Raw genomic sequence first — 22,748 nt, forward strand, 5'->3', positions numbered from 1 at the left:
TTATGAAGTCGATTTCCATTTCCTCGGTTTGGCATGAATACAGCTGCAATATTCTGACAGCCTCTTTTTCCTGAACAATAAGTAAGTTTTGCATATAAATCCAAAAAGGTCAACTCAATTGCTGAGTTGACCTTTTATTTGTTGGTGTTAGTTCTGATTTTATCTAAAGGTGTATTTCACACCTACTCCACCTCTAAGGTAGCTGTGAGAGTGATTGGCAAATACAGGAGCAGCTTCGACTAAAAAACCTAGATTTCGCGTACTACTAAATGGTTTGATCAATACTCCCACTGGAATGGCCAGATATATATCGTTGTGATCATCATGATGTGGGTGGCGATGATTTCCTAATAAACCGAGCCCAGCACCGACGTAGCCGTTTACTTCTGTTTTTCGGACAAAGTTGTATGCACCCATCAGTTCAAGACCTATTTCATGTCCCAATCCCAATCTTGCTTCTCCAAAGAACTCTTTGTCTGGGTCAGTACCTACTGTGATAAAAGTATCAGTATTTTGGAAGTTGATACCTACTGCTACTTGAGCTTGTGAGATAGAAACAAATGCGAATAGCGCAAATGCTAATAAGAATACTTTTTGCATGGAGTTGATTTATTTCTAGTATTCTACTCCAAAAATGAGCCAAACTTAATAATATCACCAACCTCCTTCTTCATTAGTAATTCTTTTTCCCGCCTTCGCGCTTGCAAAAGAAGCCTCAATTATCTTCAAAACACTGATTGTCTGAGGAATGGAAATATCCAGCGCTGTGCCTTTTAAAATAGCGTCTGCGACATTTTGGTATAGAATTCTATAATTTCCTGGGATTGTCTCATATTGTTTGGTCTCCTCACTCAGGAAAAGTCTCCCCCAGCTCTCCTCCGGTTCAACTCCCCAGCTCGGGCCTTCTGGCTTTTGCCCAGCTTTGAAAGCGGCTTCCTGTACATCTAAACCGAATTTCTGATAAGATCCATTTTTACCCAAAAGCAAAAATTTCGGCGTAGGCACATTCACCAAAGCACCTGCTGTCACTCTGGCTTTGAGCGAACCATAATCCAAAATAATATCAAAATAATCGTCAGCTATCGCTCCAGTTCGTTGCTTACGGATATCTGCCTGAATCCAATTTGGCAAGCCAAAAAGCAATACAACCTGATCGATCAAATGCGAGCCCAGATCAAAGGTGATCCCATTTCCAGGAACATCTTTTTCTCTCCAGTTCTCGGAAACATCCGGACGGAAACGATCAAAATGGGATTCTAGATAGACCAAATTACCGAGATCTCCTTCTCGTACCAATTTCTGCAAAGTCATGAAATCCCCATCGTAACGGCGGTTGTGAAACACTGAGCAAATCAAACCCTTCTTCTCAGCTAGCTTATTTAGCTCTTCGGCTTCATGAGAAAATATCGTTACTGGTTTATCTACTACTACATGCTTTCCAGCTTCTAGGCATTGCATAGCCATAGGATAATGAAACTCATTGGGCGTGGTAATCACAACTAGATCCGCAGCATCTGCAGCGAGCAATTCTTGCAGACTTCTATAAGTTGTCACTCCAGCATACAATTCTTCGCATCGATTGGTGTTCCTCTCCACCGAGGCTACAAGCGCAAGGTCAGGACAAACATCAATAAGTGGTGCGTGCATTTTTTCGGCTACAGAGCCAAAGCCAACTATGGCTGTTTTTATAGGGTTGCTCATTATCAAATGTTCATTTCGTGTGCCTTATTTACCAGTTCAATTCTAGAACTGACCTGTAGCTTCAGATGGATGTTTTTACGATGGGTCTCTACAGTTTGCTTGCTCAGATTAAGCATATTGGCAATTTCCTTATTTTGAATTCCATCCTTTATCAAATGTATAATTTCAGTTTCCCGCCTCGACAGCTTATACTTTAACCGGAAGGCATCATAATAGTAGCCTTGCACAGCCTGCTTTTTCACCCGGTCAAAATTCAGCACATGGCGGCCTTCAAAAACTTCGTGAATGGTAAAAATCAACTCGTCTGGGTCTGCATCTTTGAGGATAAATGCATCAGCTTTCTGATCGATACATTGCTTGTAAATCTTCTCCTCATCATACATAGAAAGAACTACGACCTTCAGATGTGGGTAGTCTCTTTTACAGCGACTCAAAACCCCAAAACCGTCCATTATCGGCATGTTAAGATCGGTAAGAACTACATCTACCGGATTTTCAGCAATATAATCGCATAGGTCTTGTCCATTTGGAAAGACACCGACTACTATTAGTCTATCATCTTCTTCAAGAATTCCTTCTATTCCTTTTGCAAATAATTTATGGTCATCAGCCAGGGCTATCCGGATCATGCGTAGGGGTGATTAGTTTAATAGGTAGATTATGCTTCAAATTATACCCTAAAATCTAATTTGGCAAGGTTAAAGTGATTTCTGTTCCTTTTCCGACAGCAGAAGTCAGTTCAAATTCACCGCCAATAGTCTCCATTCTCTTCTTCAGATTGAACATACCACTGCCTTTAGATTCTTGTGAAGAGTCAAATCCTTTACCGTTATCTTTGATCCAGATTTGTCTTCTTTTTCCAATATCAGCTATTCTAATTCTAATTTCATCAGGAAAAGCATGCTTTATAACATTATTTAAGGATTCCTGAATAACCCGGATAAGTACCAGTTTCTGCTCTTTTGTCAAATCTGTAAGCTCAAAATCTGCCTCCAGCGTCACTTCACAATAACCCGTAGCCTTTATCCTATCTAACTGCTGCTCGATAAATTCATTGATGCTGATGGATTCTACCCAATCAAGATTTAGCTGTTTGGACAATCCCCGTACTTCCTGTATTGCCTGGCTCAGAATTTCTCTTCCTTCGGAATGCTTCTCTGACTTACTAGATCCTAAATTAAGCTTGGCCAGTGAAAGTAGCTGACCTATATTATCATGCAGCTCCCGACCTATATGGGTTAGTGTTTCCTGCTGGATTTCATTCTCGATATTGAGTAGTGTCTTCTCATGCTCAGATTTGATCTGATCCACTTTCAGCCGGTTTTGAGCTTGCCTCTGTCTGTGGATAAATACCATGGAAATCACAAAGGTAGACATGATTCCTCCCAGGAATAAGGTAGAGAAGATAATTATATAAACCTGGCTTTCAAGAAAACTCATAGGATGGCTCTTTTTCAAATATTCCAGGCCACAATGGGGAGGCAACCGTCAAAGTAAGTATTGCTAAAGTGATGAGCACCATTACCATATCAATTTGCCACAGAGATTTACCCAAAATATAATTGACTTCATACAGATATAATAATGACACCGAACAGATATAAGTCAAGGTGAAAGTGAACATAATAAAAGTCATCTGCCAAAATGATAATAACCTCAATGGATTTCTCTCTAAATATTGTTCATGGGTAATCATTCCAATAAAATACAATCCACTCCCTATCAATATCATATTGGCTCCAATGGTAAATATAATGGGCTGGTTCAAAGAGATGGATTCTATTCCAGAAAATTGAAGGACAAACGTCAAGACTATGAAAATGAAAATCATCCAGTTGATGTATTTCCTTTTAGAAGGCTCCAGCCAAGTCTTGATCAGTAATAAAAAAAGTATAGTCCCTATCTGCCTTTTAGTAATATTATTAAGCCAAAGATTAAAATGGGGGTATTCAGTATTTCCTAAATAGGCATTTACTGATTTATTGAATTCAACGTCGTATACCGTGTATGCCCCCATGTTTTCAGAAATTACAGTGAAGACCAAAATCAAAAAAGGAAGCCAATAGTGGATATCGGCTTTCTTTTTTTTGGGTAATTTGATAAAGCAAATAACCCCAATAATCAAAAGCAGATCAGCGGATATGGTGTACCAGTCGAAAAACACCTGAACAAATCTGCTATCCATAGTTCTACTATCCATAGTTAATTATCGGTTGACTATGGTAAACACTGGAAAGGACACTGAACCCCTCCGCCCTCATAGTCATCTTCTTCCCCACCCAACTCAACAGAAATAGGTTTTTTCTCCTTGAGATTTGCTGTGCGCATGACTAATGTCATCTGACCAGTGTATGCAGCACCCTCTTTAGGATAGGTTTTCTCCGCAGTTTCTTCGGTGTATTCAGTAAAATAAAACTGGATTCCTCCCACTTTCGGGTCTTTGTCTGCCTTTCTCAATAAACCCTCTAAAGTTTCCCGATCAAAAAATATCCAATCAGTTTGATTGGTTTTGTCTTGATCTTTTTTGCCTTTGGCCGGTTTGCCTTTTTTGACTTCTTTGTCATACTTGGCTTTCATGCTTTCGAAATCTTTCTTGTCAATTTTCATGGATTTAGTGTTTGATGAAATTGTGAAATAGGATAAACTGTGGAGATAATTCCCCATAAGATAATAATATTATCTGCGATTAGATAATAAAAAAGGAGTGAGATCGCATCCCACTCCTTTATTAAAGGCTGTTTATCTGTTAGTTATGCAAGTTTCTTTGCTTCTTTCGCTGCATTTTCTTGGTCTAATTCTCTTTTCATCAAATCCACTACAATCGGAGTAGCGATATAGATGGAGGAATAAGTACCTACCAATACACCAATAAACAGAGCAAACGAGAAACCTCTTAATACTTCTCCACCAAATATCAGCAGTACAATCACAACGATCAAGGTGGTAAATGAAGTAATCAAGGTACGCCCTAGTGTCTGATTAATGGCGTCGTTAAAGACTTTCACTAATTTACCAGTACCTCTATTTTCAATATTCTCTCGGATACGGTCAAATACAATCACGGTATCATTAATCGAGTAACCGATCACAGTCAATATCGCAGCGATGAACACCTGATCAATCTCGAATGTCGCTCCAAATGCACTCGCGATAGCAAAGGCAGCAATTACAAACAAGGTATCGTGAATCAAGGCAATGATAGATGCAAGAGAGAACTGCCACTTACGGAATCTTAATAAGATATACAGGAAGATCGCAACCAATGCTACTATCATCGCTTCTGCTGAAGATGCCTTAATATCGTCCGCTACAGTGGCACCAACTTTAGAAGAACCTGTGATTGCGAATTGACCAGAAGCTAATGATGCTGCATCATCTGTAAAGGCTAAGCCCGTAACTGCGGCTATTCCTTCTTTTACTTTGCTCTCTACTTCAAGATTAGAAGCAGCATCGTCTTCATTGACCAAATAGGAAGTAGTCACTTTCAGTACATTATTAGATCCGTAAGTTTTCACTTCTACCGATCCGTCAAACTCTCTATCCAAACCTGATTTCAGGTCAGAGGCAGGAATGCTCTCACTAAATTCAACGATATATGAACGGCCTCCGGTAAAATCAACACCGAATTTCAATCCGTTGACAGCGGCAATTCCTAATCCAATTACGATGATTGAAGTAGAAATTAAGTAAGCAACTTTACGCTTGCCCAAGAAATCAAGATTCAGTGAGCTCAATGCATTCTTAGCGAATGGAGTGGCAAAGCTGATAGAACTCTTATCTCCTTTTTTGCTCATCCAAGACACAATCACTCGGGTGATAAATACAGAGGAGAAGAAAGAAGAAGCGATACCAATCATCAATACGATAGCAAAGCCTTTTACCGGTCCTTGACCCAAAGCAAATAAGATAGCTCCTGTAAGGAAAGTAGTCACATTAGAATCGAGAATCGCTGAAAATGCTTTGTCATAGCCTGCACTGATGGCGGACATCAAACCAACTCCATTTCGAAGTTCCTCCTTGATACGCTCGAAAATTAAGACGTTCGCATCAATGGACATACCTATGGTCAATACGATACCTGCAATACCCGGCAAGGTCAAAGCAGTGCCCAGCTGCGCGAGAATACCTAGGATAAAGAATATATTGAAAATCAGTGCTGCGATAGCAACAAAACCACCTTTAGCATAGTATGCTACCATGAACAAAACCACAATGAGCAAACCTGCAACCATGGAAATCAATCCTTGATTTAGTGCTTCTTTACCCAATGTTGGGCCTATGATACTTTCTTCTACAATTTGCGTAGGAGCTGGAAGAGAACCTGATTTAAGGATGTTTGCCAAATCTTGTGCCTCTTGAAGGGAGAAGTTACCTGCAATTTCAGACTGTCCTGATGGAATCTCACCATTTACTACCGGTGCAGTATAAACATAGTCGTCAAGAACTACAGCGATTCTTCTACCGATGTTCTCAGCAGTAAGTTTTCTCCATTTTCTGGCACCATCAGCATTCATCTGCATGGATACAGCAGGTCTAGAAGTTTGATCCAAGGTCTGACGAGCGTCAGTTACTACATCACCTTCCAAAGGCGCTTCGTCAGTTCCTCTTACAGCTTTAATTGCATAAAGTTCTAAAGTTTCAGTTCCATCTTCTGCTACGAATGGCTTTACACCCCACAGCAATTTGATATCTCTTGGCAACAAGGATTTGTAATCCTCATTCTTCAGAATACGATTGATCGCCATGGTATCGCGAAGTTCGTATGCCAAACCATAATTAGGCTTAAGCAGGCTAAATAATGGTGAAACACTATTGTTGCCTTGATTTGCAGGATCGATCTCGGCGAGCTGTCTCTCAAGCGCATTTTTCAGAGAATCCTCTCCAGTAAGGTTTTCTGTAGATACTGTATCGGCTGCTGCAGGCTGGGCTGATTTGTTCGCAGCTACCCATGCACTGTTTACTCCTTCTAATGCAGCTCCGATTTCATTGGTCTCCGCTACTTCCCAGAATTGTAGCTTTGCCACACCCTGAAGAAGGTTTCTAACTCTTTCTTGGTTATCAACGCCAGGCAATTCGATCTGAATGCGACCAGAACCCTGAATCCTCTGGATGTTAGGCTGAGATGTACCAAATCTATCGATACGAGTTCTTAGGATATTGAAAGAACGCTCGATTGCATTTTCAATCTCATTATCTATGATCTCAAGGATTTCCGAATCCGAAGATTCCAAAGAAATACGACCTCTATTAGCTGCTGTCGCAAAAATTTCACTTAGCTTTTGATTTGGGCTATTTCGCTGCCACGCAGTATAAAATAGATCCACATATTTTGAAGAAGAAGTTTTAGCTTCTTCGCGAGCTTCCTCCACAGATTTGTTGAAAGCAACATCTTTTGGGTTACCTGCAAGTCCTTTTACAATTTCAACCGGGGAAACTGCCAATGTAACGTGCATTCCTCCTTGAAGGTCAAGGCCTAATCCTAATTCCGTTTCTTTTACCTCTTGGAAAGTATAGTCAGCTCCTAGAAAGTTATACACCGGAGCTCTCCAGATAGAATCAAGATAGCTTTGTCTTTTGGAAAAATCCACAGTACCAGACGCGTCAGTTGCGTATTCCTGGGCCTTCTGCTGGATATTGTTCGATACAAATGTGAATGACAGATAGTACAAGCATAATGCTGTAACAATCACTGTCAAAAACACAATGACACCTTTGTTTTGCATGAGAAATATAAATTAGTAATTGATTGTAAATACAGATTAGTAGCTATCCTGCTTGGCAGGTAGCTGGATTTCACCAGAAATAGAGAGAAACTTAGGGCCCTTTGGTGGATATTATTCGCTCAAAAAGTATTTGTACGAGCTGGTTGGGCTGAAATGACGAAGTTGATTCAGTAAGGAATGTAGAACCTTCAAATCTTACTATATCATGAATAAGGTAGAGAATACTGTGCGATACATTGACCACAAAGGGTACTACTGCATCTACTGCTACATTTAAAAAAGTCTGATCCTGATCATTTGAAGAAGCTTTTTCTTGATTTTCGACTTTAGCAACCTCACATGATTCAGGTATATACTCTACGCTGGAAATAAACAAACATAATAGCAATGCGAGCATCACCGTAAGGCGTTGCTGGAATAAGTTGCTATTTCTATTCGTTGTTTTCATTCGGCGCAAATATAGCCAATTATTTAGAAGGAATGTTTCTCATCCGAGAATTTCTGACAGTAGAGAGCAAAATCAGAATAATCTATTAAACACCAACCAGTTAACGAAATTAAAGAGCAGTATTTCAGACCGATCTTACACGCAAATAGGTGCGAATGACTTCTAGTGCCTTATCGAAATTATGATTATTTGGCACGATCAAATCCGCGTCATTCATAAACGGCTTGATGTATTTCTCATAAGTTGGCATCACATGCTGTTCATAGCGATACAGAACATCATCCAAATCATAACCTCGCTCGACCTTATCTCTGATTATTCTACGCTTCAGCTTAATATGATCTTTGGCATCGATAAAAACTTTCAAATCGAGCAAACTTGCCAACTCTGGATAGTAAAGCACGAAAATTCCTTCAACTACCACAACAGGTGCAGAAGTAAAAGTCAACATTTTAGGGGTTTTTGCTGAGTTATTGAAAGTATATTCTTCACGCTTCACAGTCTCTCCTGCCTGGATTTTACGGATATCAGAAGCATATTCCTCAAAATCTATACTCTCTGGCCTGTCGAAATTATGTACTCCATGATCATCAATCGGCTGCAATTCTCTTGGCTTATAGTAATTATCCTGAGAAATCAGGCAAACCTCACCTTCTTCGAAAGAACTCAGCAATCGCTCTAAAAATAGTGTTTTACCTGATGCAGAGCCACCTGTGATGCCTACGATGAATGGTTTTTTCATAGGGCAAAGTTAAAGTGATTTTCGGCTTTTCACAGAATTATATATGGCTCAAAAAGGCGATAAGGTCATTCACTGCTTTTCCTCTATGTGAGATCTGATTTTTTTCAGCCATACTCAATTCCGCAAATGATTTGGAATAGCCTTTTGGAACGAAGACTGGATCGTAACCAAATCCTCCCTTGCCAGTTCGGTTTTTCAATATTTCCCCTTCAGCAATTCCTTCAAACTTGAACTCGTCATCACCTAACAAAAGAGCGATGACGGTTTTAAATCGTGCTGAACGGAGGGATGAATTTTCTAAATTTTTGAGCAAGAGGTCTATGTTTCGCTCATCACTCCTTGGTTCGCCGGCGTATCTTCCGGAATAAACTCCTGGCTCTCCTTGCAGCGCATCTACTTCTAGACCCGTATCATCAGCAAAGCAATCCACTCCGAAATGTTCTTTCACATACCTGGCTTTTTGAAAAGCATTGTGCTCAAGTGTGTCACCTGTCTCGGGAAGCTCATCCGAGCATCCAATATCTTTCAGAGAAACAATTTCAAAACTATCCCCGAGAGCAGCTTTTACCTCTTCGATTTTCTTGGGATTGTTGGTAGCAAAGCAAATTTTCATGTGTTTATGAGTTAAAACTTTTAGTTCTTTTAAAGAAATAGTCAAGTGAGTTTACAGAGGTTTTTAATTATCCTCTTGTGTGGCACTTTAGTCTAGTTTTCTTTGTCCTTTTGGCTTGGCCCAAAAGAACCAAAAGGCCAAGACGCCAGCAAAGCTTCAGCGCGCAGACCAGCCGCCTGGCTCGCTGCTGCGTCACCCCAGCGCGCCCTAACTCACAAACAAATCTGCTGATGCGGTATTTGCTGGGATATAATTATCCGCCTGTGTGTCGTCCGCCGTCATTCTCGATTACATGTGTTTATAATTGTTTTTTAATGGTCAGATAGCCTGTCCCAAACTTGATTAGGGAGAATCTCACATTAGGTAGGATGCTCTTTCCATGTGTCACTTGCGTCATGCCCGCCTGTCCGGTAGGCAGGCTCTATTTCATCCTTCAAAAATAGGCTTTAATGCAGCGTAGAACTATTCCTTAGACAAAAATTCAATCCAATTTAGACTTGCTCGGTTAAGCTTTTGTAAAACCTCCTTAGTCCTTGTGAATAAAAAAAGAGAATCACGTAATTTCGAATTTCACATTTAGCTCGGACTCATGAAGAAAATCACCATTTATTGCGGATCTAGAAAAGGAAAAAGTACTGTCTATGAAGCGGGTGCGCGATCATTGGCTCAGGAAATGATCAAACGCGATCATTCGCTGGTTTATGGAGCAGGGAGAGTTGGGTTGATGGGGGTGATTGCGGACGAAATGCTAGGAGCAGGGAAGGAAGTCTTGGGAATAATCCCTCAAAAATTGGTAGATAGGGAAGTGGCTCACCGCGGATGTACAGAACTAATCATAGTAGAGACTATGCGTGATCGTAAATGGCTGATGGCGGAGCGAGGAGATGGTTTCATTGCAATGCCTGGAGGAATTGGGACGTTGGAAGAGCTTTTTGAGATCATGACACTAAACCAACTTCATTATATCCAAAAGCCACTGGCCTTATATAATGTAAATGGCTACTATGACAAACTGATTGAATTTTTAAATCATGTAATGGAGCAAGGATTCATGTATCCAGAGCAGGAGGAATTACTGATTGTCTCAGATGATCCGGCAGACCTGTTGGATCAAATGGCAGCCTATGAGCCAAAAAGACCTGCGGATTGGTGAAATGATGGGTGTCTGGTGTCAGATGGCTGACGCAACGAGCTTGTAAGAGTTCGACCAATTTCCACCATGATTTCGTCACTTAGTAGCCATTTCTATTATTGTAAAATTTGAAAAACCGGTAACCTGACATCAAACAATTAGCTTAATTTAAAATCATCCTATAAGGATAATTTCTTATTTTTGCGCAGCAATGATCCAGAAACTCTTTCCGTTAGACAAAAACTACATCCTTCGACAGGCACAATCGGTGCTTGAAGAGGAACTAATTGATCGTATGGTTTTTGAATTGAAGCGTTCCTATACTTCCTTGTATAATCCGCTTCAACTTATGGATGAGACATATGCCCAGATCCTCGATACGTTTGAGTTTCCCAGAGAGCGAGTACGGCTTATCTATCGCCAACTTTGTGGGATTTATCGCTACAAACACGGGGATAATCAGCTTGAAATGCTTTTTGATGGGAGAACCCACCTAGAGAAATTTCAGGAAGATTGGTGTGCTGCTTTTATAGTCTATGTAAGTCAACTAGGCATTTATGAGCAATATGTGAAAACGATGCTGAGAATGACTTTACTTTTTGACACCGAATCACGTGCAGAATGGGCGGAAAATCACTGCAAAGCATTTATCAATTCTTACTTTGAATTGAAAGTGATAAAAAGACAAGGGGAGCTTCGATTAAAAGTAGGCTGATCTCGATTTTTTCTCTCGCCATCTATTTTTTTGAGACTACAGTCTTTTTAAACTGTAGGAATACCAAATCCCTGATTTGTAACTAGTAGCTATTTAAGCTGCTGATTTTAGGTAGTGAATCCTATCTGTTGGCCAAATTCAAAGAGTTAACAAATACCACGACTTACATCATATTCTATTTAAGTTTGTAAAATGATCATCAAAACTGCACTTCATCCTAGAAATGCCCACCGTGGACGATACGATTTCCCGAGCCTGATTAGCTCTCAACCTGAATTGGGAGAGTTTGTTTCTGAAAATAAGTACGGTGATCTCAGCATTGATTTCGCAGACCCAAAAGCTGTTAAGGAACTGAATAGAGCTTTGCTTAAGCATTTTTATAAGATTGCTCAATGGGATATTCCTGCTGGATACCTCTGCCCACCGATTCCTGGAAGAGCTGATTACATACATTACCTAGCAGATTTGCTTGCGCAAAGCAATGGAGGAAAGTTGCCACATAGTGATGAAATTAAGGTTTTGGACATAGGAACAGGAGCGAACTGCATCTATCCAATACTGGGAAATTCTATTTACAATTGGAGTTTTATTGCTTCCGAGATAGACCCAACAGCCATAGATTCCGCACAGGATAATTTGTATGCAAATCCCAAATTTCAGGGTAAAGTCACATTACGTCTTCAGGAAAACCCCAAGGAAATATTAGCTGGAATCATCAAGTCAAGCGACGTATTCGATCTCGTGATTTGCAATCCTCCGTTTCATGAATCCCTGGCTGCTGCAGAAGCTGGTAGTATCAGAAAAGTAAAAAACCTCAAAGGCAAAGTGGGTATGAAGGTCACCTTGAATTTTGGTGGAAAGAACAACGAACTCTGGTGCGAAGGAGGAGAGTTGGCATTTATCCAAAAAATGATCCGGGAAAGTATGATCTTCAAATTCAATTGCTTTTGGTCTACCTCAATTGTTTCCAAGGAAGAGCATCTTAAAGAGTTTATGTTAGCTTTGAAAAAAGCCAGAGTTGCTGATCGAAAGATTATTGAAATGACCCAAGGAAATAAAAAAAGTAGATTTATCGCTTGGACGTTTCTGAACCCGGAACAACAAGATAACTGGAGAAAAATGAGGTGGGTAAAAATTTAAAATGAACGAATTTTGAATTTAAAATTACGGAATGTCATATAAAAAAATAGGCGGTTTGAAAACATTCAAACCGCCTATTTTTAACACGTATTACTTGAAGAGATTAGACTTCAAACTCTTGAATTCGGCTCTAAAACTCTTGGTTCTTGGCTCTTAATTCTTGGTTCTACAAATCAAGCATTCAAAGTACTTTCCACGCTGATTTCTAGATCCAAAACCTTAGAAATGGGACAGTTTTCCTCAGCATCTTTTACCAGCTCGTCAAATTTGTCCTGAGCAATTCCTTCAACTTTTGCCTTAAGCACCAAATGTGATTTTTTCAATGTGCCTTCCTCAAAAGTGATATTTGCAGTCACATTAAGTTCATCAGCTGTGTAGCCTGCCTCTTGTAAATTGAAACTCAATTTCATTGCAAAGCATCCTGAATGCGCCGCAGCAATTAATTCTTCAGGATTGGTGCCAACTCCACTTTCAAATCTGGATCCAAACGAATATTGGGTTTTGTCCAAAACGGTGCTTTGTGTAGTCAGATGTCCTTTACCATCTTTGCCTGTTCCTTGCCATACGGCGGTTGCTTTTCTGATCATGGTTAAACTATTTTAGGGTTAAAAGTTATAGCAATGAAAGGTAAATTCTATTTCGAAAGTTCATTGAAGATCCGTAAAATCTCATTTTTCCATCTCTACTAATGTCGGAGTTTGAGGAGGGCTTTTATGGACTTTCTTTCCTGACAATTGTTCAAAAACCTCGAGATACTGATCTGTGACGTAGTCCCAATTATATCGCTGAATCAATCCTTCACGGGCAGTTTCTCTGAAATAGGCCATTCTTTCCTGACTACTTTCAGCGGCCTCCACGATGTCCTTCACCGACTCGATAGACTTTTTGAAATACCAGCCATGCTTGCCGTTTTGAAGCATTTCTCGGTTGAAAGGTGTGTCCAGAGCCAAAATCGAGCAGCCATAACCCAAAGCCTTCAGCATGGCCGGATTGGTTCCGCCATATTCATGCCCATGGAAATAGACATAGCAGTGAGAGTACCAAGCTGCCAGTTCATTGGGATCAGTGATATAGCCCAAAAACATTACCCTATCATCTTCTATTTTCTTAAGTATAGTGGCATAATCATCATCAAAAGGAACATCTCCGACGATGACTAGCTTACGCTGGCTATCAGATTTCAAGAATCCCTCAATAATCAGATCGGCATTATTATCAGGAATCAGTCTTCCGACAATAAGAAAATAATCATGCGATTTAAAGCCCCATTTCTCGATGGGGCTAACATCTACATCAGCACGGGGATTTGCGCCGTAAGCAATGACTTTCGAATCTGCATTGAACAATTCCTTATACACACGATGCATTTCATCGGAATCGTTGATCAGCTGATCATAATATTTAGTCGCCATTTTAGAAGCCCAGAAAAAGTATTTTGAAGCAATGCCATGCCATTTAGGCCTCAGCCATTCCAGACCATCGACATTGATAACTGTTTTCTTTCTAAAAAATCTTGCTATCAATCCGAAGGGACCATTTGCAGAGTTTACCACCAAAATCACATCTATGTCCGAAAAACAAGCATGCATCATGGAAAAAAAACTATGTGAAAGCTGTGTGAGTTTTTTTGATTCTATGGCGGGTGTATAAATGCATTCAATGCCATTCACATAGCGAGGCTTTTGAGGAAAAAGAGCCCTGTGGTTATAAACACGGACATGTACACCTTTTTTCACCAAGCGTTCTCCCAGTTCACGAATCATTGTATCATAACCTCCATAGACGTATGGATACCCTTTTGCACCCATTATGGCTACCTTTAATTTCTTTTTAGCTGCTGCCATAAATGATTTTTAATATTTTCCCTAAAACTCTCCAAACTGAAATGCTCCAGTACATATTGCCTACCGGCTTCGCCAAAGTTGTCTCGAAGCTCTGGGTTCAAAATTAACTTAATTAACGCATTTACTCCTTGTTCCAGATCGTTAATTGGAATTAAATATCCAGTTTGACCTTCCAATACCATTTCAGAGGCACCCCCAGATAGAGTCGCCACCACAGGACATGATGCGGCCATTGCCTCTAATATTACTGTAGGCAATGAGTCTGGAAGGATGGAAGGCAGCATAAAAACATCTGTCATTTTGAGTATAGATGAGATATCCTCTCTAAAACCAAGATTAGTAACACAATCTTCAAGCCGATTTTTACTGATAAAATCTTGGATTTCCGCTTCAATGCTTTCATAGCCTGGAAAGGGATCGCCTACGAGCAAAAAATGACACTGTGGATAAGTAGCTGTGATACGTTTCGCCAGTTCAAGAAAGAATAGCTGCCCTTTTCCTGGATTGATCCTACCCACCATAGTTATAATAATTTTGTCAGCACCTATACCTAGATCCAGAGGATTATTTTCCTCTTTACGAAGAAATTCGTCATACGGAATACCATTGTGTATAATTGTGGGCTTGGATTTCTCTAGCCGATCTTTCCAGTGTTCTCCTACTGCTTTCGATACCACAATTGGTGATGGCGTGGTTCTGTCCAATAACCGCCCTAAAAGTTTTATTAAAGGAGGGGGGCCGAGGAGTATTTCATGGATATGCCATACATGTGGTAATTTATTCCACTTTGCCCATTGTGCACCCACCAGTACAGCCAAGGTATTGGAATAAACCAGTTCAAACTTATATTCTCGGTGCAGTTTATCCAGAAACTTATAGGCCTGGTAATTTTTCCTTAACCTGTTTAAAATGCCGGAAAAGGTCACATACTTTCTACGTAAAATCCCCAGATTCTGAATCTTCACAGCAATTCCAAGTTCCAAAAAATGAGTTTCTAGCGGACCTGGCTCGGACATGACCACTACGGGAGTAAGTCCAGCCTCTTTGTAAGTTTTTACTACTTCTATCAGAATTCTGGAAGAACCATACCGGTCTGACGAACTATTAAGAAAAAGTACTGTCAATTGGATCGCGATTGTTAATGCCTCAGGATTACATCATGAAATCCCTCTATAAATTTCTGGGCCGAAAATTTCTGGGATTGCACTTTTCCATTTTCTATCATGGTTGCAACCTGACGATTATCAGCGCTCAAAAGTATCATTTTTTCTGTCAAATCTTGCTGATCCCCAGTTTTGAAAGAAAGTCCAGCTTCCTCGGCAACTTCCATCAAAGCCGGCTGATCTGAATGGATCACCGGCACACCAAATGCCATCGCTTCTACGATAGGAATTCCGAACCCTTCATTTTCAGAGGGGAAAATATACCCATACGCGCCTTCATATAAGGCTTTTACCTGCGCGTCACTTATATAACCAGGCAAAATGATTTTATCATTGAGCTGAAGCTCAGAAACCAGTCTATCAACCACGGGTTTATCATTCATCTGAACACTTTGCCCAGCACCTCCTGCCAATACTAACTTAAATTCGGAGTTAGTTTTTTTCAAAAAATCCGCAAAAGCCCGAATGAGTAAAGGCAGATTTTTTCGTTTATCAAAAGTACCAATATGAAGAAAATACTGATGTTTTAGAAGTCCGTGATTTTCCAAAAATGTAGTATCAACCCCTTCAAGCAGCTTTTTTGGAGCTTGGTGGATTACAGTCATCGGATATATTCTCTTCAGGTATTTGTAAAGGGATTTTCGGGAATACTCGGTAGTGGTAATGATTTCGGTATCTTCCTTTAGGCCTTTTTTGATCAGGCTGAGAAAGTACTTTCTCCACCACTTGGGATAATTCTGTGGCATTTGCCAGAAGAATGCATCATGTATGACAGTCAGCCTGCGACAACGTAAACTCGCTGCTGGAGAAACAAAATCAGGACAAATCAAGACATCCGGCTGATGTTTTTTTACCAAATCAGGCAACTGAAACTCCTTCCACCGAAAATAATCCAGGTGATAATTCAATCGTTGGATTTTGGATTGCGGCACTTTGTAAGACTGGTCGGCACTTTGGGTTTCAGGATCGTGTGAGAAAACCCATTCAATATCAGGATGTGGATAGGTCAATGCTGCATTTGCCAGCTCCGTCATATAGGTTTTTATACCAGTGGTGGCGACATTGAGATATTGTAGATCGAGGAGTACTTTCAAAATTCAGTCTTTACTTCAAAGATATGAGGTTTCACTTCTTCTCCTAAAAAACCTTGCCAAGTCTTGAAAGAAGGATTTTATAAAAAATAGGTGATTAAATCAATAGTGAGGATCTTCAATGCCCCATGCAGTTTTCTTCTTTAAACGGACTATCACTTCCAAGTCATCGGCAAAAATATTAGTCATATTGCCAATTTTGGAAAGTAATTTAAACATAAGGTAGGGAGGCTTGAGGTCATAGACCTTGTATTTGTACGGATTCACTTCCACGTCAAAGTCCGGAGACAGGGCTTTAAAATACTTTTTAATTTCATTTGCTGAATATTCCTTCCAGTGATGGCCATAAGTTACTTTAGAGAAAATATCATCTACCGTAATCCCTATTGATTTTAATCCTATGGAATTTTTTATAGCCCGTACATAATTTGGCAGGGCAAAGGCATTTGGTGTAGAAATATAGATTAATCCTCCAGGCTTTAAAATTTGATAGATTTGCTTCCAGAATTGGATGGGATTAAAGGTGATATGTTCCAGAATCTCCGTAAACACCACTAGATCATATTTGTCTTGCACATCCCGAAAGGGCTTAAGTCTTGAAATATCATTTTCTATGATCGCATTCAACCCATATCTTTCTGCTCTTTCTTTCACAAAATCAAGCTGCCAAAATTCATCTACATCCATGGCATCAATCGTATAGGAGCGATTTGCAAGAAGGAGCGAGGTGTGGAGGTAATGGCTTCCTATTTCCAATACATTAAGGCTAGCCGAGGAATTTGGCATTCTATGAGCGAGAGAATCCAAGAATTGATCAAATCTTTTGAATCTGTTTTTATGAAATTCAAAGTATTCCAAGTCATTGGAGCCTGGCTTTGATTTTTCACGTAGTTCACTTTCCAGTGATTTAAAGTATTCCATTATGCGTCTTTCCTAAAATAGAAACAAGCTTGATCCCCAATCCTATTCGCATTGTATTGAGTCGCCATTTCTTTAAAATTGATTAAGTCATCTTTACTAAATTCTTCTTCGACTCTAGCCCCCATGTAAGGTTTCCCTCTTTTATAGAGCTCAGTTCCCCAAAATTGGCTATCCAAACTATCAAAAGAAATATTAAAAAGATCGAGTTCAAATCTCTCAGCCAGTACCTTCATGGATTTTGTGTGAGGGATAAACAAATGTCGGGGAGCATCTAACTGAAACCAAAATTCCCTTTCTTCCAGCCACACTTTTCCATCCGTAACGGGAACTCGAATCAAAGCTTCACCACCAGGATTTAATATTTGAACAAGCTTTTTAAAAAGTTCATTTGGATGAGGAATATGCTCAAAGGAATGATGGAACATGACTAAATCATACTTCTCTTCAATTTCAAAAAAATCTACTTTTCTTAATGAAAACCCTTCTGAATTAGTTGTTTTAGCCAGAAACGGATCATAACCATGAAGAGAATTGAATCCACAGTAGGATAGTTCTGCTAAAAGCTGCCCATTGCCACAGCCAATATCCGCAATCTTACTTTGCTTATTAGCTTTTAACTGAGAAAGCCAGTCAAAATAATTCGGAGACCTCAAAGAAATTCCCAATTTAAATGCGTCATACCGCAGTTTTTTCAATGCTTGGGACAGAGGATTACTCTTCACGTACTCGCCAAAGGAATAATAGTTGGCTGGGTAATATTTTCCCAGATCTTCAGGAATACTCTTCAGGAATAGGCCTTTGCAAGAATTACATTCCAAGTATTCGAAGGTATCATTGAGACCAAACATTCTCTCTTTCGCTTGGAAAGACATTAATTGAGTTGATCCACATACTTCACAGTTATTCATCGAGCAATATTGAGGCAAATCGAAACCACAAAACTATAACTTAAAAATTGCCAATTGCACAAGGTATTAGATAATCCTCCACTAACTTTCTGAAGTGATGAACTGATCACCTAAGTTCTATTTTTTGCATACGATCCACTGATTTACCTGAAATGCATTCTGGACTAATCTGTTCAATTTATTCTTTAAAGGCATTTTATAGCTGATAAGATTAATAAGTTTCTCCCCGAAATTGTGGGTATAATGATCAATTACCTTCAATTCTTGTTCTTCGCATAGATTTCTTAGCAAATTTTTAGGGAATATAAAGGTGTGTTCAAGTCCATCGATCACATCTGGAACATTCATTCTTAGTAATTTCGACCAGCGATGAAAGCGGTATAGGTTGCTGGACATATTTGGGGTCCCTATTGCCAGATATCCTCCTGGCTTTAGGATTCGCTTCATTTCTAAGATATAAGCTTTAGGGTCTAGTACATGTTCAATCACATGAGAAATATGGATAAAATCAAAATAGTTATCTGAATAGCTAGCATCCCAAATATCTCCCTGAAATGTCTCTACGGCAAAATGATCCCTTACAAATTGCAAAGCGCCAGTATCAAATTCTGTTGCATAAAGCTTACACTTTAGCTGATTGGCATAAGCCAAACCCATACCCATTCCACAACCAATGTCTAAGAATTTGGATCCACTTGCCAAGTTAGTTAGAAATCTAGATTCCGTTTTTATTTCGTAATCTTTTAGACCTGCAATACGGTTAAAATGAGTTAGAATAAGGTTTTTATAATCAACCGCCTCATAATGATCTTTTTCATAATAATTGGTGTAATAGTCAGCCAATTCCTGACTATCTGCCATCGGATTGGCAAAAACCAATTTGCATTTCAAACATTGAACTCTCGATATATGGGGTCCTTTTCTTTGCGTATCTATCGCAAATCCCTTGAGGCGTTCAGATCCGCAGATTGGACAGTTTCTATATAAGATCATAAAATTAAATTACTATTTCATTGCTATTGCCCTCCAGTTGGATTCTAGAATATTCGCGCACACTCAGACCAACCATCCACCAGGAAATCCATGAAACGTAAGTGTAGATTTCTACATTGGCGGTAAATAATGGAAGCAATAATCCTGCTTTCACAGTTCCTGCTACAAAGGCCATCCTCGCTAGATTCAGGTTGTCTGAATTTTTGAACACAAAGATGGAATTGCGAATACCTGAGAAGAGTGTGCCAATGTATAGGATCATTCCTATCCAGCCTAATTGTACCCCGTAGATCAAAAACTGATTTTCGCCACCTACACGCAGTTCATCGGTCACACTGCCAAAATTACCACTCATAGCCAGACCGATTCCCAGTGGATTGGCAATCATGGAATCCAATGCCATCACCCACTCTACCACATGCCCTATACTAGATGTATCAGCAAGAGTAAGTGTATCCACAACAAAGAAATAAAAGTCCTCCGAAGCAAAGATGAGCACATAAACCACAAACAACAACAAACTTAAGAAGCCAAAGCCAATCAATTTATACAACTTAAAAACCAAGGCAATAAAAAATATCATAAGGAAAAACGCCACAAATGAAGCTCTGGAAGAAGCAAAGACAAGGCTTCCGATACAGCACAGCATCACCAACAGATACTTCCATTGATGTGCCCTCTCTGTAGTCAAAAACCAAATAAGTCCAGCTGAAAACCCCATCAATACTGAGCTAGCCAGCTCAAGTGGGTCAGAGAAGAAACTGCCCAGTCGTTTCATGGCGGCAGTGGTCTCAAAAGTCCACGTTAAGTTATAGTTCCCCTGCGGCTCAATATTATTGATCACCTCATTGAATAAGGCATAGCCTGTAAATTGCTGTAAGTGGGCATTAAGGAGGTAATGCTCCACCAAATTCACCAGAAACGCGCTGATAGCTATTACAAATATGATCTGAAATAGGCGCTTCAGCTCGAAGTCACCAAACTGTGTGTTTCTGCCCAGTAAATAAACCAAGCTAGGGATCAATATACTCTTGAAGTATAATGCTTTGTTGATAAAACTTGCCTGACCTATAGGAAGAAAAAGAAATAGCACTGATAAGCCTATAAAAGCCAACATAAACCAATCGGTGGATTGAAGGCGAAATGGATAGTTAACCAGTTTTTTTTGGTAAATAACAAAAACCAAACCTGCAATAAGCACTATTACTTCTTTGCTGACCTGAAATAAACTGACAATAAGCGGTGATCTGGTAGCCAAAAAGGCCACACTGAGCGAAGTGATATAAAATGGGAGAAAAGCCGCTAAGAAGAAGACAAAATAGGTCCATTTTCCTTTGAAAACCATTTGCTGAACTGTCCAGAAAAATCCAGCAGCTACAGAAAATGCAATCATTAGGAAAAAGATCAATGCCATAGTTCTGCTTTTTGGAGGGGTAAGGTCCAGCCATCTTTGATTCCTCTGGCTACTGCTTTCAGCTTTTGAAATCTGCCTCTGACACAAAAATAGCCCATCCAAAGGGAAAATCGGGCAAGATGATAGGATGCAGCAACTAGTACCTGTGGTGCACTAGCCTGGCTTCGAATCAGGTAAAATTGATTCCGAACATGGTAGTAAAATACAGTAGAGCTCAAAGTTCCTTCGGCGTGTTTTTTCTTGGAAGATGCCCCAGCTTCATGATAAATCATGGCATCAGCTGCCAATTCAATTTCAAAACCCTTTTCCCGAAAGCGTAAAGACCATTCTACGTCTTCGAAATAGGCGAAGTATCCCTCATTAAGTAAGCCTGCATCAAGTAGGGCTTTTCTAGCTATCAGCATGCAGCAGCCAGTAGCCCAATCCAATTTTTGGTCCTCTGCCAGATATTCTTTAGCGTATTTTCTATCTCCACGCGTGATAGCCCTGCAAAACAATTTATTCCACTGCCCACCGGCACTCCATATTTTTTTCCTATCATTCAGGAAGAAAATTAACGGCTGTACTACTCCAAGCAGAGGATTTCCCTTGAATTTTCGAATCATCTGACCCAAAAAATCCGGTTCCACCAGCGTATCATTATTCAGCAACATCACATGGGAATACCCATCTTCCAAAGCTTTCCTGATACCCACATTGTTCCCTCCAGCAAATCCTAAGTTGGATTTATTTTGGATTAAATCAATTTCAGGGAATTCAGCTTTCAATCTTCGCCCTTCCTGATTTTCGGAAGCATTATCTGCTAAAATGATTTTGAAGTCTGGGAATTCGACCATTCTGAGTGACCTGAGGCAATCAGCAGTGAAAGCATACCCATTCCAATTCACCAGAATAATCGCGACAGATGGATCAGGAGTAAAAACCATGGAAAAGTTTACGATTTCGCTTATACAAAAGTACCATGCAGATAATATAGGCTACAACTTCCGTGGAAAGAATACCCAAACAAAGTCCAATGCCTTGATAAAGATACGTAAGAATAGAGGTCACGATGATCATGTAAAGGCACATCATCCAGCTGGCTTTAAATAGCAGTTGCTTTAAATCTGCCACCAGCATCATGGTAATATTCGGGATGTTTAGACATGAAAGGAATAAAAGGGGAGACAAAAGCTGCAAGTACGTGACCGATTCACTTAATTCCGATCTGGATAACACGCGAATTACCCACGGCGCTGTGAGATAAGCTAAGGTCGCTATCACCGCTCCACCAAGTAGGACTCTGATATATACTAGTCTCAAAAACCTATGGAAAGAGCGGTCATCTTTTTTATAAAGTTTGGAGGCATTCGGAAATATCGCTTGAATAATCATTGCGGGGAAAAGTCGCAATACCATCACCACCCGCTCGGCCAGGCTGTACATACCTAATGTCTCTGCCCCGGCAAAAAAGCTAAAAATAATTAGCCCTCCATTGACAGATATAAAACCCGTGAGGTTACTGAAGAATAATAATATATTCTCTCTCAAACTTGCCCAAATCGCTGAAAATTGCGGCCTGTAGAATCGAATCTGCAAGAAGGTGTGAATATAAGTGAGCAAGAACAGGTTGATAAGCAACCCGGAAAATCCCATCATAAAATTTACCCATTTGCTCAGTTCGGGACTGTGGATAAACAATAAAATGCCCATCAGGAAAAGTAATTTGCTGAATATGTTGGCAATGCTGATGAGTTTCATTTTCTCCATCCCTTGGAAAAACCAAAGTGGTAATGTGGCCTCAGAAAACAGCAGCAGCACGGAATAAACTAGAATCAGCGCATACTCCTTGAAAAGATTTAGTCCAAACACCCCTACCAGAATCATAAAAGTGGCTAGAAAGGCAAGCAGAAGTTTGGCAGAAAAAATATTAGAGAGAAGGTGGGAAAGTGCGGTCTTATCATTCTGGTTGACAGCAACCTCTCGTGGTGCACTTAGATTGTAGCCAAATCCCACCATGATATTCAGCAAGATTATAACAGAAAGTGCCAGATTAACCAGTCCAAATTGATCTACTCCGATTCCCTGGATCAGCAGAGGCATAGAAATGATGGAAATCAACACATTGGATGACTGAATAATCGCCAGAAACAAAAAATTCTGAATTGATTTATTCTTGATAATGTCGCTGATAGGAATAAGGCCGAGTTTCTCTAGCATG

23 protein-coding genes are annotated in these 22,748 nt (G+C 39.9%); 3 read left to right on the top strand and 20 right to left on the bottom strand.

The annotated features are described in order from the left end of the window. Nucleotides 1-159: 159 nt before the first annotated feature. From SYJ56_RS14420 to SYJ56_RS14465, 10 genes are all read right to left on the bottom strand, one after another. A complete protein-coding gene (locus SYJ56_RS14420; RefSeq protein ID WP_323835237.1) occupies nucleotides 160-600 on the bottom strand; it encodes an outer membrane insertion C- signal in 441 nt (146 codons plus the stop codon). Nucleotides 601-654: 54 nt separating this feature from the next. After that, complete coding sequence (locus tag SYJ56_RS14425) at nucleotides 655-1,701, bottom strand: Gfo/Idh/MocA family oxidoreductase (RefSeq protein ID WP_323835239.1); 1,047 nt, start codon at nucleotides 1,699-1,701, stop codon at nucleotides 655-657. Nucleotides 1,702-1,703: 2 nt separating this feature from the next. Further along, nucleotides 1,704-2,330 (bottom strand): response regulator transcription factor, encoded by a 627-nt coding sequence (locus SYJ56_RS14430; RefSeq protein WP_323835241.1) that lies wholly within the window; start codon nucleotides 2,328-2,330, stop codon nucleotides 1,704-1,706. 55 nt (nucleotides 2,331-2,385) lie between these two features. Next, nucleotides 2,386-3,141, bottom strand: a complete 756-nt coding sequence (locus SYJ56_RS14435; protein WP_323835243.1) for a sensor histidine kinase — start codon at nucleotides 3,139-3,141, stop codon at nucleotides 2,386-2,388. Then, the gene (locus SYJ56_RS14440) at nucleotides 3,128-3,901 is read right to left on the bottom strand and encodes a histidine kinase (protein WP_323835245.1); all 774 of its coding nucleotides are present in this window, start codon (nucleotides 3,899-3,901) and stop codon (nucleotides 3,128-3,130) included. Before SYJ56_RS14440 ends, SYJ56_RS14435 begins: the two co-directional genes overlap by 14 nt. A 17-nt stretch (nucleotides 3,902-3,918) precedes the next feature. Beyond that, complete coding sequence (locus SYJ56_RS14445) at nucleotides 3,919-4,308, bottom strand: molecular chaperone DnaK (RefSeq protein WP_323835247.1); 390 nt, start codon at nucleotides 4,306-4,308, stop codon at nucleotides 3,919-3,921. Nucleotides 4,309-4,451: 143 nt separating this feature from the next. Further along, on the bottom strand, nucleotides 4,452-7,424 hold the full coding sequence (gene secDF, locus SYJ56_RS14450) for a protein translocase subunit SecDF (protein WP_323835249.1): 2,973 nt from the start codon (nucleotides 7,422-7,424) through the stop codon (nucleotides 4,452-4,454). A 91-nt stretch (nucleotides 7,425-7,515) separates the two neighbouring features. Beyond that, nucleotides 7,516-7,872: a hypothetical protein gene (locus SYJ56_RS14455; protein WP_323835251.1), complete on the bottom strand. Its 357-nt coding sequence runs from the start codon at nucleotides 7,870-7,872 to the stop codon at nucleotides 7,516-7,518. Between the two features lie 124 nt (nucleotides 7,873-7,996). Next, nucleotides 7,997-8,614 carry a uridine kinase family protein gene (locus SYJ56_RS14460; RefSeq protein ID WP_323835253.1) on the bottom strand — a complete coding sequence of 206 codons (618 nt, stop codon included), beginning with the start codon at nucleotides 8,612-8,614 and terminating at the stop codon, nucleotides 7,997-7,999. Between the two features lie 37 nt (nucleotides 8,615-8,651). Then, nucleotides 8,652-9,227 (bottom strand): non-canonical purine NTP diphosphatase, encoded by a 576-nt coding sequence (locus SYJ56_RS14465; protein ID WP_323835255.1) that lies wholly within the window; start codon nucleotides 9,225-9,227, stop codon nucleotides 8,652-8,654. A gap of 589 nt (nucleotides 9,228-9,816) precedes the next feature. On the opposite strand from SYJ56_RS14465, the gene SYJ56_RS14470 reads away from it, so the two are divergent. From SYJ56_RS14470 to rlmF, 3 genes are all read left to right on the top strand, one after another. Beyond that, on the top strand, nucleotides 9,817-10,380 hold the full coding sequence (locus tag SYJ56_RS14470) for an LOG family protein (RefSeq protein WP_323835257.1): 564 nt from the start codon (nucleotides 9,817-9,819) through the stop codon (nucleotides 10,378-10,380). A gap of 190 nt (nucleotides 10,381-10,570) precedes the next feature. Further along, a complete protein-coding gene (locus SYJ56_RS14475) occupies nucleotides 10,571-11,074 on the top strand; it encodes a hypothetical protein (RefSeq protein ID WP_323835258.1) in 504 nt (167 codons plus the stop codon). A gap of 192 nt (nucleotides 11,075-11,266) precedes the next feature. Continuing rightward, on the top strand, nucleotides 11,267-12,214 hold the full coding sequence (rlmF, locus tag SYJ56_RS14480; protein WP_323835259.1) for a 23S rRNA (adenine(1618)-N(6))-methyltransferase RlmF: 948 nt from the start codon (nucleotides 11,267-11,269) through the stop codon (nucleotides 12,212-12,214). Nucleotides 12,215-12,387: 173 nt separating this feature from the next. On the opposite strand, the gene SYJ56_RS14485 is transcribed toward rlmF, so the two are convergent. The 10 genes from SYJ56_RS14485 to SYJ56_RS14530 all read right to left on the bottom strand — a co-directional run bounded on the left by SYJ56_RS14485 (nucleotide 12,388) and on the right by SYJ56_RS14530 (nucleotide 22,747). Beyond that, nucleotides 12,388-12,801 (bottom strand): OsmC family protein, encoded by a 414-nt coding sequence (locus tag SYJ56_RS14485; protein ID WP_323835261.1) that lies wholly within the window; start codon nucleotides 12,799-12,801, stop codon nucleotides 12,388-12,390. Nucleotides 12,802-12,882: 81 nt separating this feature from the next. Next, entirely contained in the window at nucleotides 12,883-14,058 is a 1,176-nt protein-coding gene (locus SYJ56_RS14490; protein ID WP_323835263.1) for a glycosyltransferase, read from the bottom strand. Continuing rightward, a complete protein-coding gene (locus tag SYJ56_RS14495; protein ID WP_323835265.1) occupies nucleotides 14,034-15,182 on the bottom strand; it encodes a glycosyltransferase family 4 protein in 1,149 nt (382 codons plus the stop codon). The genes SYJ56_RS14490 and SYJ56_RS14495 overlap by 25 nt, the downstream gene beginning before the upstream one ends. 14 nt (nucleotides 15,183-15,196) lie before the next feature. Continuing rightward, nucleotides 15,197-16,315 (bottom strand): glycosyltransferase family 4 protein, encoded by a 1,119-nt coding sequence (locus tag SYJ56_RS14500; protein WP_323835267.1) that lies wholly within the window; start codon nucleotides 16,313-16,315, stop codon nucleotides 15,197-15,199. Between the two features lie 99 nt (nucleotides 16,316-16,414). Further along, nucleotides 16,415-17,233 (bottom strand): class I SAM-dependent methyltransferase, encoded by an 819-nt coding sequence (locus SYJ56_RS14505; RefSeq protein WP_323835269.1) that lies wholly within the window; start codon nucleotides 17,231-17,233, stop codon nucleotides 16,415-16,417. Next, nucleotides 17,233-18,141, bottom strand: a complete 909-nt coding sequence (locus tag SYJ56_RS14510) for a class I SAM-dependent methyltransferase (RefSeq protein WP_323835271.1) — start codon at nucleotides 18,139-18,141, stop codon at nucleotides 17,233-17,235. Before SYJ56_RS14510 ends, SYJ56_RS14505 begins: the two co-directional genes overlap by 1 nt. Before the next feature lie 117 nt (nucleotides 18,142-18,258). Continuing rightward, nucleotides 18,259-19,002, bottom strand: a complete 744-nt coding sequence (locus tag SYJ56_RS14515; RefSeq protein WP_323835273.1) for a class I SAM-dependent methyltransferase — start codon at nucleotides 19,000-19,002, stop codon at nucleotides 18,259-18,261. A gap of 136 nt (nucleotides 19,003-19,138) precedes the next feature. Then, nucleotides 19,139-20,548 (bottom strand): O-antigen ligase family protein, encoded by a 1,410-nt coding sequence (locus SYJ56_RS14520; protein WP_323835275.1) that lies wholly within the window; start codon nucleotides 20,546-20,548, stop codon nucleotides 19,139-19,141. Further along, a complete protein-coding gene (locus SYJ56_RS14525) occupies nucleotides 20,539-21,474 on the bottom strand; it encodes a glycosyltransferase family 2 protein (RefSeq protein ID WP_323835277.1) in 936 nt (311 codons plus the stop codon). Before SYJ56_RS14525 ends, SYJ56_RS14520 begins: the two co-directional genes overlap by 10 nt. Next, nucleotides 21,458-22,747, bottom strand: coding sequence for an oligosaccharide flippase family protein (locus SYJ56_RS14530; RefSeq protein ID WP_323835279.1), 1,290 nt, complete (start codon nucleotides 22,745-22,747; stop codon nucleotides 21,458-21,460). Before SYJ56_RS14530 ends, SYJ56_RS14525 begins: the two co-directional genes overlap by 17 nt. Nucleotide 22,748: the final 1 nt, after the last annotated feature.

Source organism: Algoriphagus aurantiacus, assembly GCF_035156405.1.
In the GTDB taxonomy this organism is placed as follows: Bacteria; Bacteroidota; Bacteroidia; order Cytophagales; family Cyclobacteriaceae; genus Algoriphagus; species Algoriphagus aurantiacus.